At 48.0% G+C, this 14,656-nt stretch carries 16 protein-coding genes; all 16 read left to right on the top strand.

Annotated features, from left to right (window positions below):
• The first annotated feature begins 232 nt into the window (after nucleotides 1-232).
• The 16 genes from B212_RS0125500 (at nucleotide 233) to B212_RS0125425 (ending at nucleotide 14,627) form a co-directional block, all read left to right on the top strand.
• Nucleotides 233-1,717, top strand: a complete 1,485-nt coding sequence (locus B212_RS0125500) for a glutamate synthase subunit beta (RefSeq protein ID WP_019914069.1) — start codon at nucleotides 233-235, stop codon at nucleotides 1,715-1,717.
• Nucleotides 1,718-1,896: 179 nt separating this feature from the next.
• Nucleotides 1,897-2,748, top strand: coding sequence for a sce7726 family protein (locus B212_RS0125495; protein ID WP_019914068.1), 852 nt, complete (start codon nucleotides 1,897-1,899; stop codon nucleotides 2,746-2,748).
• A 6-nt stretch (nucleotides 2,749-2,754) separates the two neighbouring features.
• Nucleotides 2,755-3,690 carry a sce7725 family protein gene (locus tag B212_RS0125490; protein WP_019914066.1) on the top strand — a complete coding sequence of 312 codons (936 nt, stop codon included), beginning with the start codon at nucleotides 2,755-2,757 and terminating at the stop codon, nucleotides 3,688-3,690.
• Between the two features lie 2 nt (nucleotides 3,691-3,692).
• The gene (locus tag B212_RS0125485; protein ID WP_019914065.1) at nucleotides 3,693-4,802 is read left to right on the top strand and encodes an RES family NAD+ phosphorylase; all 1,110 of its coding nucleotides are present in this window, start codon (nucleotides 3,693-3,695) and stop codon (nucleotides 4,800-4,802) included.
• Between the two features lie 25 nt (nucleotides 4,803-4,827).
• Nucleotides 4,828-5,370: a phosphodiesterase gene (gene yfcE / locus B212_RS0125480; protein ID WP_019914064.1), complete on the top strand. Its 543-nt coding sequence runs from the start codon at nucleotides 4,828-4,830 to the stop codon at nucleotides 5,368-5,370.
• A 149-nt stretch (nucleotides 5,371-5,519) separates the two neighbouring features.
• The gene (locus B212_RS0125475; protein ID WP_019914062.1) at nucleotides 5,520-6,554 is read left to right on the top strand and encodes an agmatine deiminase family protein; all 1,035 of its coding nucleotides are present in this window, start codon (nucleotides 5,520-5,522) and stop codon (nucleotides 6,552-6,554) included.
• Nucleotides 6,555-6,575: 21 nt separating this feature from the next.
• On the top strand, nucleotides 6,576-7,451 hold the full coding sequence (gene aguB / locus B212_RS0125470; RefSeq protein WP_019914061.1) for an N-carbamoylputrescine amidase: 876 nt from the start codon (nucleotides 6,576-6,578) through the stop codon (nucleotides 7,449-7,451).
• A 230-nt stretch (nucleotides 7,452-7,681) separates the two neighbouring features.
• On the top strand, nucleotides 7,682-8,482 hold the full coding sequence (locus B212_RS0125465) for a basic amino acid ABC transporter substrate-binding protein (protein ID WP_019914060.1): 801 nt from the start codon (nucleotides 7,682-7,684) through the stop codon (nucleotides 8,480-8,482).
• 80 nt (nucleotides 8,483-8,562) lie between these two features.
• Nucleotides 8,563-9,210, top strand: a complete 648-nt coding sequence (locus B212_RS0125460; protein WP_019914059.1) for an amino acid ABC transporter permease — start codon at nucleotides 8,563-8,565, stop codon at nucleotides 9,208-9,210.
• A gap of 15 nt (nucleotides 9,211-9,225) precedes the next feature.
• Entirely contained in the window at nucleotides 9,226-9,948 is a 723-nt protein-coding gene (locus B212_RS0125455; protein ID WP_028531041.1) for an amino acid ABC transporter ATP-binding protein, read from the top strand.
• Between the two features lie 157 nt (nucleotides 9,949-10,105).
• Nucleotides 10,106-10,552: a tellurite resistance TerB family protein gene (locus B212_RS0125450; RefSeq protein ID WP_019914057.1), complete on the top strand. Its 447-nt coding sequence runs from the start codon at nucleotides 10,106-10,108 to the stop codon at nucleotides 10,550-10,552.
• 109 nt (nucleotides 10,553-10,661) lie between these two features.
• Nucleotides 10,662-11,258 (top strand): TerD family protein, encoded by a 597-nt coding sequence (locus B212_RS0125445; RefSeq protein ID WP_019914056.1) that lies wholly within the window; start codon nucleotides 10,662-10,664, stop codon nucleotides 11,256-11,258.
• A gap of 29 nt (nucleotides 11,259-11,287) precedes the next feature.
• Complete coding sequence (locus B212_RS0125440; RefSeq protein ID WP_019914055.1) at nucleotides 11,288-11,863, top strand: TerD family protein; 576 nt, start codon at nucleotides 11,288-11,290, stop codon at nucleotides 11,861-11,863.
• Nucleotides 11,864-11,913: 50 nt separating this feature from the next.
• Entirely contained in the window at nucleotides 11,914-12,495 is a 582-nt protein-coding gene (locus B212_RS0125435; protein WP_019914052.1) for a TerD family protein, read from the top strand.
• 73 nt (nucleotides 12,496-12,568) lie between these two features.
• A complete protein-coding gene (locus tag B212_RS0125430) occupies nucleotides 12,569-13,861 on the top strand; it encodes a TerD family protein (protein ID WP_019914051.1) in 1,293 nt (430 codons plus the stop codon).
• A 25-nt stretch (nucleotides 13,862-13,886) separates the two neighbouring features.
• On the top strand, nucleotides 13,887-14,627 hold the full coding sequence (locus tag B212_RS0125425; RefSeq protein ID WP_019914050.1) for a TerC family protein: 741 nt from the start codon (nucleotides 13,887-13,889) through the stop codon (nucleotides 14,625-14,627).
• The last annotated feature ends 29 nt before the right edge of the window (nucleotides 14,628-14,656 follow it).

Raw genomic sequence — 14,656 nt, 5'->3', positions numbered from 1 at the left:
AAATTTTATTTAAAAAATGTGACATTGCTCATTTAGGCTATAGAGTATAGATGATAATATAAAGGCATTTCAGGCGGAAATCCGCCTTTTTATAGCCTTTTGCTTTGCTGCTTTACAGTGACAAATAATCAGTCGGTGACAGAGAGTAACTGTCTTTTTGGAGCCGAATGGGGCAAGAATGCCGCCCTTGACGTTACGGCGGCCAATCAGAGAGACTCGGAGGATGACAGGTATGGGTAAAGCAACAGGATTTCTGGAATATCAGCGGCAGACCCCTGCAGAATGTGAGCCGCTAGAACGGATCAAGAACTGGAATGAATTTTCACAGCCAATGGATGAGGAGAAGCTGCGGGAGCAAGGGGCGCGCTGCATGGATTGCGGAACGCCGTTCTGCCACGTAGGCCGTCTGCTCTCCGGGATGGCCTCGGGCTGTCCGCTGCACAATCTGATTCCCGAATGGAACGATATGGTATACCGCGGCAACTGGGAGGTTGCTCTGAAGCGGCTCCACAAAACTAATAATTTTCCGGAGTTTACCGGACGGGTCTGCCCTGCGCCTTGCGAAGGCTCTTGTACGGTGGGAATGAACGGTAAGCCGGTAACGATTAAATCTATTGAGAAGGCTATTGTGGACAGAGGCTTTGCCGAAGGCTGGATTGTTCCCGAGCCGCCGCTTAGCCGGACAGGCAAGAAGGTTGCCGTAGTCGGCTCCGGTCCTGCGGGACTCGCCTGTGCCGCCCAGCTTAACAAAGCCGGACACAGTGTAACTGTCTATGAACGGGCCGACCGGATCGGCGGTCTGCTGACATACGGAATTCCGAACATGAAGCTGGACAAAAAGACCGTGCAGCGCCGCGTGGATCTGCTGGCGGCGGAAGGGGTCAGCTTTGTTACCCGGACCGAGATCGGCAAAGATATTACCGCGCCGCAACTGAAGGATGACCATGATGCGGTAGTGCTCTGCGGCGGCTCAACGCAGGCGCGCGATCTTACAATAGAAGGCCGCGAGCTTCGCGGCATTCATCAGGCGATGGAATTCCTGACGCTGAATACGAAGAGCCTGCTGGATTCCGGCCTTGACGACGGGGAATACCTCACTGCGGCCGGCAAGGATGTCGTTGTAATCGGCGGCGGGGATACAGGAACCGACTGTGTAGCTACCTCGATCCGCCACGGCTGCCGCAGCGTGGTCCAATTAGAGATAATGCCGCAGTCACCGCTTACCCGCCAGACGGGCAACCCTTGGCCGGAATGGCCGAAGGTGCTGAAGGTCGATTACGGCCAGCAGGAAGCGGCGGCGTTATACAAGGAAGATCCGCGCCGTTACCTTGTGAATACAAAGCGCTTTGTCGGGGATGATGGCGGGCATGTGCAGGAGCTGCACACTGTACGCATTGAATGGACCCGGAATGAGCAGGGCCACATGGTTCCGGTTGAAGTTCCGGGCAGTGAAGAAGTGATTAAGGCGCAGCTTGTACTGCTGGCTCTGGGCTTCACCGGACCGGAAGAAACCGTGCTGAACCAGCTTGGAGTAGAGCGTGACGAGCGCTCCAATGCCAAGGCGGAATTCGGAGCACAGGTGACCAATGTCGAAGGTGTTTTCGCCGCCGGAGATATGCGGCGCGGACAGAGCCTTGTAGTATGGGCGATCAACGAAGGCCGGCAGGCAGCCCGCGAGGTGGACCGGTTCCTGATGGGTTCATCGAATCTGCCATAAGTCATATTGTCTCCGGGAAGCAACCGGTGTGGACGTCCAAAGGGACGTCCATTTTTCTATCCTTACAGAAGGGTTTATTGCTTTTCTGATTTACATTAATTAGGGAGTTTGTTGTTAGTGAAGCAGAATCATATTATTATTGACGTAGAATAAGCATTTGTTTGAAAGAAGGTTTAGCTATGGATACAAACAATATGATTCTTAATCGTTTTTTTTCTCAAAATACAATCAGTGATTTGACGAACGATGAGTACAATCACGCGTATATCACAACAATAAATAGATATTTAGGCGATGTTGGAACACAATATAACAAGGAATTAATAAGTGATGTATATCAAATTATAACCAAGAGTTATAGAAACGAGTATTTTTATAAAAATACACTCTTAAATAAGCTATTGCTTGGCAGACACAGCCTGAAAACAACAACCGCATTAACAGAAATTTTGATTAACAAATCAAAAGCTGACTTAGTTCTAATTAATGGTAAAGCAGTAGTGTATGAAATTAAAACGGAGTTGGATAATCTTGACCGGCTTGAGAATCAAGTCTCCGACTACTATAAAGGTTTTAATAATGTTTGTGTGGTAACTTATGAATCCAATTATGAATCTGTGTTAAGACTTTTGGGGCATACACCTGTCGGAATTTATATTCTGACAAATAAAAACACTCTTAGCCTTCGTAAGCCACCACTTGCTGATAATACTAAATTGGACTATCGTACGATGTTTAACATGTTAAGAAAACAAGAATTCGAGAGTATTCTATTGAAACATTTTAATAAGCTGCCGGTTACAGAGCAAGTGCGCTATTACAAGGCATGCTTTGAACATTTTCAATCAATACCAATTGAACAAGCATATCGATACATGCTTATTGAGTTGAAGAAAAGAATTACGGTGGACGATGAGGTTTTTCAACGTTTTGTGCCTTATGAACTAAAATTTTTGATATATTTTTCAAAATTCAGAAGGGAGGATTACTACAAACTTAATTATTTTCTGGAAAAAAAATTCGGGGGTTGATAAAAAATGTACTTTCCATATCTAAGAGGAAGACAGAATGAATTGCTGGCTATCAGGGAATTGTTGGATCGTGAGTGTATTCGTAACGGAATTATTCCAGTAATTGAACCGGTTAAATTATCATCAACATTAATTAAGACAATGGAGTATTTTATTGACAGAGGCCAACCGCTAACAATTATTCACAACCCTAAAGTAGGTACATTTACTGACGACTTAAAACAACTAGTGGAATCTCCTCTTAAAGATAGTTACACGAAGCTTATGACGAATGATAAAATAATCAAAGGCCATATTCTGAATCGAAATTCATCTGGTGAATTAACCAATCTGCAGGCTGAAGGAATCAAAAGGGCAGATGTATTAATGATCTGCGAGGATAGGGATATGTTGGATAGTTATGGGCAAGAGATAAATGACAATCCTGCAAAATATCATTTTATACCAGATGAGAGTGCTTTTAAACGCAAGCTTAGAACGAACAGAGTACTCTTAGATGACAAGTTTACAAAGCAGATTCGCAATGTGGATTACATCAAATCTGATGATGAATTTTTTTCTGAGGATCATCTCTACTATAGAGAAGAAGGATATGTAGGATTCTCGGATTACTCCATCGTTGGAAAGCCCTACTCTGAATCTGGCTTTGCTCCATTTGCTATTGCGATACATATCGTTTATTTTGACTCGTCTTATAATCTACGAATAAAACATTTCGTTTCGGACTCAAACGAAGATTTGAATGACCCGGCGGGAAAGTTTTATGAAGCAATTACCAAACTGTATAAATGGTATGAAATGTCGAATATAAAAACCTATGGGTTGGATCGGTTGGTGAGGCATTTCGAAGCAGGGACCTACCCGGGACTGGGAATTGTGAAAAAACTATCCATTATGCATCATCTCGAACTGGTATCCCAATATTTGGATGGGGTGCGATAAATATGATTTGTTGTACAGAGTGCTTTCAAGATGTTGAAGTGAAATCCCATATCAAGGATCTTAAGAATAAAGGCAATTGTTATACTTGTGGCTGTAAGAATGTATTTATTTATGACACAGAGACCAATCACCTTTTAACTACCTGGTTTGAAGAATTTATAAGCATATTTACTCCGGTAGATGCATTACCTCTGAATTTCCCACGGGCGGACCTGAGCCTGCTCAAAGATGAGCTTCACGATAACTGGAACATCTTTAATCTTGAAAAAGAAATAATATACAAATTGATTACAGTGATCTGCGAAGAAAGGTATCGTTCTAATCCTGAATTGTTTGATGCACCAATTGGCATTCCAAAATCGCAACAGGCTAGCTATCTCCAGAGCAATTCTCTTCTGAAAACATATAATTGGGAAGATTTTGTCGAAGCGATTAAAACCCAAAACAGGTTTCACACGGATCATTTAAATGAAGAGGTATTGCAATTGTTCTGTTCCTACGTAAAGAAAACATATAAAGCCGGGAGCATTTTTTATAGGGCGAGAGTATCGGATAAAGAGGGCTGGAGCGTCGATAAAATGTCTGCTCCTCCTCCTGCCTTGGCAAGTGCAGGTAGAGCAAATCCTGAAGGAATAAGCCATTTGTATCTCTCTAATGATGTGACGACCACACTGAAAGAAGTGAGAGCAGGCGCACACGACTATGTAACTGTTGGAAAGTTTGAATTAATTCAGGATATGGATATTGTTGATTTGACGGCTATAGATCGAATTAGCGCTTTTTCCGATCTTGACAATACCCAACATGCTACAAACAAAAGGCATTTGCAAAAAATAAATAGAGAAATTGCAAAGCCCCTAAGAAGACAAGATAGCGCTCTCGACTATTTGCCAACCCAATATATTGTCGATTTTATTAAGAGTATTAAGACTACGGAAGGTACCAGAGAATACGATGGAATTGAATACGACAGTACGATGAATAAGAGTGAGGGCGGTTTTAACATTACAGTCTTTGATGAGAAATTGTTTAAATGTACTGAATTATCTGTTATTCAAATTATAGAATTGACATATAGGCCAAGCAGAATAGTATGGGATTCTGTTCAATGAATAAAAAGAAAGGTGGAGTTTATCTATGAAACTGATGTTCATTTCTGATATTCACGGGTCACTGCATTGGCTGGAGCAGGTTTTGACTAGAGCGGAGGAAGAGCAGCCGCATACGCTTGTTGTGCTGGGAGACTTTTTGTACCACGGCCCCAGAAATCCGCTGCCTGACGGTTACAACCCGCAGGGAGTTGCCGACAGGCTGAATGCCTATGGCAAATCGCTGGCGGCTGTACGCGGGAATTGCGATGCCGAGGTAGACCAGATGCTGCTGCAATTCCCAATGATGGGCGATTATGTGCTGATTCTTCATGAAGGCCGGAAGATTTATGCTACTCATGGACATGGCTTCAGCATCGACAACCTGCCACCGCTCGCGCCGGGCGATGTCTTTATCCAGGGCCATACGCACCTTCCGGTGGCTGAGGTCAAAGACGGCATTACCGTGCTGAATCCGGGCTCGATCTCGCTGCCGAAAGAGAATAATCCCAATTCCTATGGAATCCTCGACAACGGAGAGTTTATTATTAAGGATTTTGCCGGAAACGTAGTGAAACAGATCAAGCTGTAGACTATAGCTGTATCCATGATCCCCCTGGATTTTGCCAGGGGGATTTTCAGCGTGCGGCAATTGAGCGCATCCCTATATTATTGTATGATGGGTAAGGAGCTTGGAGGGTTGTGACAAGCTCCAAATTTAAGAGCAGAGGTAGCTAACGAATGTATCCTACAGATTTGAACTATACAATGCCGGCGGAGTGGGACGCGCATGAGCGTACTTTTATTTCCTGGCCGGTCCAGGCTTCTATGGTTTTCCCGGAGAATTATGAAGCTGTAAGCGCAGGTTATGCTGAGATTATCCGGGCTATTGCCGAGTTTGAGCCGGTAAGCGTGGTGGTGAATCCCGAAGAGCTGGAGCAAGTGCAGGCACTCGCTCTCGGGGATAATGTTACGCTGCTGTCCATCCGGCATAATGATGCCTGGCTGCGCGATAACGGTCCGACCTTTGTTAAGGGTAAGGATGGAGCACTTGCGGGTGTGAACTGGAAGTTCAATGCCTGGGGCGGCAAATACTCGCCGTGGGATCTCGACGATGAGGTAGCACCGCAGATTCTGGAGCAGGTGCAGATTCAGCGCTTCGATGCCCCCCTTGTCATGGAAGGCGGTTCGATTCATACGGATGGGGAAGGCACGCTCCTGACCACGGAGGAATGCCTGCTGAACAAGAACCGCAATCCGGAGCTGGGCCGGGAAGCAATTGAAGAATACGTGCGTAAATATACTGGTACAGAAGCTATCATTTGGCTGAAGCGCGGCCTCAGCGGAGATGAAACCGATGGCCATGTGGACAATATCGCCTGCTTCGCCGCACCGGGCAAGGTGATCATTCAGGTCTGCGACGACCCGCAGGATGAGAACTACGGAATTACCCAGGAGAATCTGCGGATTCTGGAGAACGCCGTGGATGCCAAAGGACGGAAGCTGGAAATTGTCCAAATTCAGCAGCCCCCGCACAGGGATGGGGAGGACGGCCGTCTGACGCTCAGCTATTTGAACTTTTATTTCGTGAACGGCGGCATTATTCTGCCGGTGTTCGGCGGTACGGCCACAGAGACAGACCTGCTTGCCGGGCAGAAGCTTGCCGAGCTGTTCCCGGACCGCAGAATCCGTACGGTGAACGGGATGGCCGTCATTGGCGAAGGCGGCAACGTGCATTGCACCACGCAGCAGATGCCTGCGGGGGAAATCAGCTAGTTCTTGAAGGAGGACAGAATTTTGAGAAAAGTAAAAGTAGCCGCGACGCAAATGAGCTGCTCCGGCGACATTGATGAGAATATCCGCAAGGCCGATACTCTGGTGAGAGAGGCTGCAGCCCAGGGCGCGCAGATTATTCTGCTGCAGGAGCTGTTCGAGACTCCTTATTTCTGCCAGAAGGAGAAATCCGATTATTACGTCTATGCCACCGAGCTTGAGCATAACAAGGCGGTGAATCATTTCAAGGCGGTAGCCAAAGAGCTGCAGGTGGTGCTGCCGATCAGCTTTTATGAGAAAAAAAACTACGCCCGTTACAACTCGCTGGCTGTAATTGATGCCGATGGAACGGTGCTGGGCAAATACCGCAAAAGCCACATTCCCGACGGCCCGGGCTACGAGGAGAAGTTCTACTTCAATCCGGGAGATACCGGCTTCAAGGTATGGAACACCCGCTATGCCAAAATCGGCGTCGGCATCTGCTGGGATCAATGGTATCCCGAGGCTGCCCGTGTAATGAGCCTGATGGGTGCGGAGATTTTGTTCTACCCGACCGCCATCGGCTCGGAACCGCAGGACGGCTCGATTGACTCCAAGGACCACTGGCAGACCTGCATGCTTGGACATGCGGCGGCGAATCTTATTCCTGTCGTGGCCTCCAACCGGATCGGCGAAGAAATCGACGAGGACTCCAGCATTAACTTCTACGGCTCCTCCTTTATTGCCGGCCCGCAGGGCAACAAGCTTGTCGAAGCCGGACGCGGTGAACAGACGGTGCTGGTCAGCGAATTTGATCTGGATGCACTAGAAGTGGGACGGATCGAGTGGGGGATTTTCCGCGACCGGCGGCCGGAGCTGTACCGGATGATTGCATCCTATGACGGCGATCTGACGTTTTAAGGCGCAATAACCTGAACCGGAATTGATATAGGAATACAGCCAAAAGGCACTGTCAGGGAAGAGTTTTTCCCGGCAGTGTTTTTTTGTGCGATTACCGAGCAGGAAATGTTACAATCTCTCGATATAATGTTATATAACATTACATTAATAAGAAAAGTTAATTGTCACCACTACTTTATTCTGATAAAATCTCTTTAAGTTATTTTACAAATAAGTAGGGGGATGGGAAAATGGGGATCGGAAAGAAGTTGTCTATGTTAGCTTTGGTTTCATTTACAGTCTTGGCAATGGCAGGCTGCGGTTCTAGCAAAAACGCCGGCGGTGAGACCATCAAGTTCGCCAGTGACGCGAGCTATGCGCCAATGGAGTACATGGATACGGACACCATCAAAGGTTTTGATATTGATTTCATCAAGGCGGTTATGGAAGAAGCCGGGATTGATTACAGTGTGACCAACACGGGCTGGGATACGATGCTGACAAGTGTCAAGCAAGGCACGGAATACCAAGCCGGGTTATCCTCGGTATCCATTACGGACGAACGCAAGGAAACCTATGATTTCTCCATCCCTTATTTTGAATCCACCAATATGATTATGGTTAAAGAAGGCAGCGACATTAAGAGCGCGCTTGATCTGAAGGGCAAGAAGGTTGCAGTGCAGGCGGCGACTACGGCGGATGAACTTATGAGCGGGATTATGGGTGTCGATAACGCCAACCTGAAACGGTTTGACAGCAACGCGGTAGCTCTGATGGAGCTGAACAGCGGCGGGGCGGATGCGGTAGTGGCGGATATCGCTATCATCAACGAATACATCAAGAACAATCCGAAAGAGAAGCTGACCGGCATTGTCGACAAAGAGAACTTCGGTTCCGAATATTACGGCATTCTGTATCCTAAGGGCAGTAAATGGAAAGCCAAGCTGGACCCGGCGATCAAGAAGATTATTGAGAACGGCAAATATGCTGAAATATATAAAAATTGGTTCGGTGAAGAGCCGGATACCGGGACCCTGCTGAACGCGAAGTAAGCCGACGAACAACTAAGCATGCGTAATGATTGCTATTGCGCGTGCTTCTTTTTTTAGACAGAAGAGAAGGGAAGAATTCTATGGATTTCAGATTTGACATCATCGCTCATTATATACCGGTGCTGTTAAAGGGAACGGCATTTACAATTGGTGTATCTATGGTCTCGATTATCTTCGGCTCCATACTGGGGCTGGGCATCGGCTTTGGCAAAATGGCTCCGAAGGCGTATTTCCGCTGGCCTTTTCATTCGTATATCAATTTTTTCCGGGGGACGCCGCTTTATGTGCAAATCCTCATCGTACACTTCGGGGTGATTCCGGCCTTTTACGGCACTACCAATGTGTTATTGACGTCCTTTGTGGCACTGTCGCTGAACTCCGCCGCTTACTCCGCCGAGATTTTCCGCGCCGGGATTCAGTCGATTGATCCGGGTCAGCGGGAAGCCGCAGTATCGCTTGGAATGACGAAATTTCAGGCGATGCGTTTTATTATTCTGCCGCAGGCGATCAAGCGGATGATCCCTGCATTTGGGAATGAATTTATCGTCCTGGTAAAAGACTCTTCACTGCTCGCGCTGATTGCCGCACCGGAGATCATGTACTGGAGCAACACGATGAAAGGGCAGTATTTGCGGATTTGGGAGCCGTATCTGACCGCTGCATTTATCTATTTGATTCTTACCTATTCCCTCAGCAAGCTGCTTAATTATATCGAACGGAAGGTGTAGCCTGATATGGAGCCAATTATCTCAGTTAGACATCTGCATAAATCATTCGGAGCCCATAAGGTGCTGACCGACATTAACGCCGATATCCGCAGCCAGGAGGTTGTGGTGGTAATCGGACCTTCGGGTTCAGGCAAATCGACCTTTCTGCGCTGCCTGAATTTGCTGGAGCAACCGCAAGAGGGCGACATAATCATTGACGGCACTTCCTTGATGGCCAAAAGCACAAGGATTAATGATATCCGTACCGAGCTTGGCATGGTATTTCAGCAGTTCAACCTGTTTCCGCACAAAAAAGTGATCGAGAACATCATGCTGGCTCCGGTCCAGGTACGGAAGTGGCCGGAGGACAGGGCGCGGGAGAAGGCGCGGGAACTGCTCCAGAAGGTTGGCTTGCTGGACAAGGCGGAGATGTATCCCGCCTCGCTGTCGGGAGGGCAGGCCCAGCGGGTAGCGATTGCCCGGGCGCTGGCTATGGAGCCGAAGATTATGCTGTTTGATGAGCCTACCTCCGCGCTTGATCCCGAAATGGTTGGCGAGGTGCTGGCAGTCATGAAGGAGCTGGCCCGCGAAGGCATGACTATGGTGGTGGTTACGCACGAGATGGGCTTTGCCCGCGAGGTGGGAGACCGTGTTCTGTTCATGGAGCAGGGCGTAGTGGTTGAGGAGGGCAGCCCGGAGCAGTTGTTCGGGAATCCGTCGCATGAACGCACGCAGGCTTTTTTATCCAAAGTGTTGTGAAATGCTGGAAAAGTAGAATCTTGTGGTTCAATCGGTTATATTAGAAGGGTAAGTGTTTGAATATGGAACATTAAGTAAATATCTGTCGAATTGACGGAGAGGAGGCTCGGGGATATCTTTTGTTTATCATAATTTATAGTGATAGAAGGAGAATACGATGAGCACATTTAAAAATTGGTTGAACACAACAAAAAACGGACTGACAGACCAGGTGAAGAAATTTAAAAATAAAGATTTCATGCACGCTGTAGTAGCGGGCTGCGCCCTGGTTGCTGCTGCCGATGGAAAAATTGAGGAAGCCGAAAAGAATAAGATGGCCGGATATATGAACCTCAGCAATGAGCTGAAGGTATTTGACATGAGAGATGTTATTGCCCAGTTCAATTTCTATGTCAGCAATTTCGAGTTCTCCCCGGAGATCGGCAAGCAGGAAGCGCTGAAGGCTATCGCCAAATTCAGCAGCAAGCCGGAAATTGGACGCGTAATTGTAGGCGTATGCTCCGCAATCGGAGCGGCTGACGGGGATTTCGACGAGCACGAAAAAGCAGTTGTGCGGAATATTTGCAGTGTGCTGGGGCTGAACCCAAGCGAGTTCAGTCTTTAATTGCAAAAAAGGAATTTCTCCCTGAAACGGATGAAAGATGAAACGTATCTGTTTTTGTGTCGTATGACTAAGAGACTGTGATTCTTTTCGGAAACGGAGGTACAAGAATTTGGCTGGTATTAATCTGGTAAAAGGTCAAAAGATTGATTTAACCAAAGGAAATGCCGGACTGTCCAGCGTCATTGTAGGACTCGGCTGGGACCCTGCTGAGCCGGCGCGCGGATTCTTCGGAATTAAGAAGCAGGCCAATGTGGACTGTGATGCTTCGGCATTGCTGCTCAATGAGCATGGCAAGCTGACCAATAAGCTGAACCTGGTGTGCTTCCACAACAAGCAGAATGCGAACAGCTCCGTTGTTCACTCCGGGGACAACCTGACGGGCGAGGGCGAAGGCGACGATGAGCAGATTCAAGTGAATCTGAAGGCGATTCCCGGGGATGTGCATAAGGTTCTGATTGTAGTCAATATTTATGATGCCGTGAACCGGAAGCAGGATTTCGGGATGATTAAATCGGCGTACATCCGGGTGATTAATGCATCCGGCAACAGCGAGCTGGTTAAGTTCAATTTGACGGATAACTACACAGGCTTCACGGCGCTAATCTGCGGAGAACTGTACCGGCATGGCGAGGAATGGAAATTCGCCGCCATCGGTGAAGCTGCACACGCAGCGCATATCAACCAATTGGCTGAACGCTACATCTAATTCCAATATAAGAAGAGAGGTTTCAATTCATGGCGATTAATTTATCCAAAGGTCAGAAGATTGATTTGACAAAAACAAATCCGGGCCTGTCCAAAATTACGGTAGGTCTTGGCTGGGATACCAACAAATATGATGGCGGTAAAGATTTTGACTTGGACGTTTCCGTGTTTTTGACCAATGCGGGCGGCAAAGTGGATAAAGAGAGCAACTTCATCTTCTTCAACAACAAGCAGAACGAGAACGGCTCCGTTGTACACACCGGTGACAACCGTACAGGTGAAGGCGAGGGAGACGATGAGCAGATTCAGGTGGACCTGCTCAGCATTCCGGCAGACGTTGAAAAAGTGGCATTCACCATCACCATCTATGAAGCGGAAGCCAGAAGCCAGAATTTCGGACAAGTCTCCCGCTCGTATGTGCGTATCGTCAATGATGCCAACAGCGAGGAATTGATCCGTTTCGACCTGGGCGAAGACTTCTCCATTGAAACCGGCGTAGTTGTCGGCGAATTGTACCGCAACGGTGCTGAGTGGAAATTCAATGCGATTGGCAGCGGCTACAAGGATGGTCTTGCCGGCTTGACCCGTGATTACGGCCTGCAATAAGCATTGCTTAAGATATACAAGAAACTATTCATGAAAGAAGGTTATTGCCAGTGACGATCAGTCTTTCCAAAGGACAGCGTATTGATCTTACCAAGACCAATCCGGGTCTGACGAAGGTAGTTGTGGGACTCGGCTGGGATACGAACAAATATAGCGGCGGCAAGGATTTTGACCTTGATGCCTCGGCATTCCTGCTCCATGAGGACGGCAAAGCCAAAGGCGAGGATGATTTTGTATTCTACAATAATCCGAATGGCGGAGCCGGCTCTGTCACCCATACGGGGGATAACCGTACCGGTGAAGGAGAAGGCGACGATGAGCAGATCCTGGTTGATTTCAGCAAGGTGCCCGCTCATATCCAGCGTATTGGTATTACGGTAACTATTTATGATTATGAAGCCCGGGTCCAGAACTTTGGACAAGTCTCCAACGCATTTGTACGTGTCGTAGATGCATCCAGTGACCGTGAGATTCTCCGCTTTGATCTGGGAGAGGATTTCTCAACAGAAACTGCTGTTGTCTTCTGTGAATTCTACCGCAACGGTGCGGATTGGAAATTCCAGGCGATAGGAAGCGGCTTTGCCGGCGGACTTAGTGCCTTATGCAGGAACTACGGACTGGACGCGCAATAGAAGCTTCAAAGGCGGGATCATTACCGATCCTGCCCTTTTTATACCCTTATCCCTTGAAAAAGGTGGCATGAACATGAGTACAGAAGTAGTAAAAGGGCAGAAGGCCGACCTGACGAAAGGCAACTCCGGACTTAAATCTCTGCTTGTGGAGATCGCCTGGCAAGCGCCTTCCTCAATGGAAATTGATGCCTCGGCTTTTCTGTTAGGAGCTCAAGGCAAAGTAAGCAAGGATGACGATCTGATCTTTTACAATAATCCTTCTACACCCTATATCCGGTATAAGGATGTTCCGGGGCATGGCTCCGGGGGACTCAAGCACTTCGAAGTGCAGCTCGATAAAATCCCCTCTGACGTTATGAAAATCGCATTTACGCTTACACTCTATGACGGCGAGAACCGCAAGCAAATGTTCGGGCAAATGAGTGAAGCGCATTGCCGGATTCTGGACCAGGCGACAGGCTCGGAAATCCTGCGGTGTAAACTTGGAAATCATTTCTCTGCGGAAACGGCTGTTGTAGTAGGAGAATTATATAGATACGGCGAAGATTGGAAGTATAGTGCCGTTATGGCCGGCTTTGACGGCGGATTGAAGGCGCTCTGCGGCAACTTTGGAATTGAAGTGGCTGACGAGCCGGCTGCGGCGCAGAAGCAGGAGAAGGCAGGAGCACCGATACCGCCAGCACCGGCGGCCCCTGTTGTCCGTCCGCCTTCTATACCTGCTCCGCCGCCTCCGCAGGTGCAGGAGGCGCCTCCTGCTCCAGCGCTGAACCTTAATCTGAAGAAGATTGAATTGAAGAAAAAAGGCGATTCCATCAACCTGAAGAAATCAGCCTCCGGCCTTGGCGAAGTGAAGATTAACCTTAACTGGAATCAGAAGCAAGGCGGGCTGTTTAGCCGCAAGAGCGGTGTGGATCTGGATCTTGCTTGCCTGTATGAGCTGAAGGATGGCCGCAAGGGCGTTGTTCAGGCGCTGGGCAATGCTTTTGGACATTTGGAATATCCGCCTTATGTAATGCTGGATGGCGATGACCGGACCGGTTCCGTAACCTCCGGGGAGAATTTGCGTATAAACGGAAGTAAGGTTGCCGACATTGAACGGGTTCTTATTTTTGCTTTTATCTATAAAGGCGTTACCCATTGGTCGGAAGCGGATGGCGTGGTTACCATCACTCAGGAAGGCGGGCCGGATATTGTCGTGAATTTGGACGAGCATAACAACCGCAAGGGCATGTGCGCGATTGCCATGATCCGGAATGTGGGGAATGAAACGTTCAGCATTGAACGGCTTGTGCAATATTTCAGCGGTCACCGGGAGATGGATCAGGCTTTTGGTTGGGGACTGCAGTGGGTAGCAGGCAGCAAATAAACTATTTTACCGGAGGCATATTGGAATGGACTGGTTCAGCGATTTTTTTAGGAGTATCAGTGAGAATTACGGGCATTTCTTCTCATGGAGCGATATTGTCGGCACACTCTCCGACCCGGTAAGCTGGGGAATCATCGGAAGTCTGGTTCTGCTGGAAGGCTTGCTCTCGGCGGATAATGCGCTCGTACTTGCGGTCATGGTTAAGCATCTGCCGAAGGAGCAGCAGAAAAAGGCTTTATTCTACGGGATTCTCGGTGCGTATTTATTCAGATTCCTGGCGATTGGCCTCGGAACGTTCCTGATTAAATTTACGCTCGTTAAGGTTCTCGGTGCGCTCTACCTCTTCTATATCGCCTATAAAGGATTGTTTAAGGGCGGCGAGGAAGATCACACGGAGAACAAAGGCACCTCTTTTTGGCGAACGGTGCTGATGGTGGAGTTAATGGATATTGCGTTCAGTATTGACAGTGTTGTAGCGGCCTTCGGACTTAGCGATAAGGTCTGGGTACTCTTCATGGGCGGTATCCTTGGCGTGCTGATGATGCGCGGTGTAGCACAGCTATTCCTTAAGCTTATTGGCAGATTTCCCGAATTGGAGCAAACCGCGTTTCTGCTGATCGCCATTATTGCGGGCAAGATGCTGGCAGGAGCCTTCGGCTACGAAATGCCGCATGTGGTGTTCTTCACTATTCTGATTGCAGTATTCGTAGGAACGATTCTGTACAGCAACGGCAAGAAGAAAAAAGAGGCCAACCGCAAGGTATAACTGAAGCGGAAGCACAAGATGTAAACCTA

The organism is Paenibacillus sp. HW567 (assembly GCF_000374185.1).
In the GTDB taxonomy this organism is placed as follows: Bacteria; Bacillota; Bacilli; order Paenibacillales; family Paenibacillaceae; genus Paenibacillus_AQ.
This window is presented reverse-complemented; position numbering and strand designations above follow the sequence as displayed.

What these genes read in the sequence shown, in the direction of transcription:
- B212_RS0125425 (WP_019914050.1), top strand. Translation starts at nt 13,887, where the DNA reads ATGGACTGGTTCAGCGATTTTTTTAGGAGTATCAGTGAGAATTACGGG.
- B212_RS0125465 (WP_019914060.1), top strand. Translation starts at nt 7,682, where the DNA reads ATGGGGATCGGAAAGAAGTTGTCTATGTTAGCTTTGGTTTCATTTACA.
- B212_RS0125500 (WP_019914069.1), top strand. Translation starts at nt 233, where the DNA reads ATGGGTAAAGCAACAGGATTTCTGGAATATCAGCGGCAGACCCCTGCA.
- B212_RS0125495 (WP_019914068.1), top strand. Translation starts at nt 1,897, where the DNA reads ATGGATACAAACAATATGATTCTTAATCGTTTTTTTTCTCAAAATACA.
- B212_RS0125440 (WP_019914055.1), top strand. Translation starts at nt 11,288, where the DNA reads ATGGCGATTAATTTATCCAAAGGTCAGAAGATTGATTTGACAAAAACA.
- yfcE (WP_019914064.1), top strand. Translation starts at nt 4,828, where the DNA reads ATGAAACTGATGTTCATTTCTGATATTCACGGGTCACTGCATTGGCTG.
- B212_RS0125460 (WP_019914059.1), top strand. Translation starts at nt 8,563, where the DNA reads ATGGATTTCAGATTTGACATCATCGCTCATTATATACCGGTGCTGTTA.
- B212_RS0125450 (WP_019914057.1), top strand. Translation starts at nt 10,106, where the DNA reads ATGAGCACATTTAAAAATTGGTTGAACACAACAAAAAACGGACTGACA.
- B212_RS0125430 (WP_019914051.1), top strand. Translation starts at nt 12,569, where the DNA reads ATGAGTACAGAAGTAGTAAAAGGGCAGAAGGCCGACCTGACGAAAGGC.
- B212_RS0125475 (WP_019914062.1), top strand. Translation starts at nt 5,520, where the DNA reads ATGTATCCTACAGATTTGAACTATACAATGCCGGCGGAGTGGGACGCG.
- B212_RS0125490 (WP_019914066.1), top strand. Translation starts at nt 2,755, where the DNA reads ATGTACTTTCCATATCTAAGAGGAAGACAGAATGAATTGCTGGCTATC.
- B212_RS0125485 (WP_019914065.1), top strand. Translation starts at nt 3,693, where the DNA reads ATGATTTGTTGTACAGAGTGCTTTCAAGATGTTGAAGTGAAATCCCAT.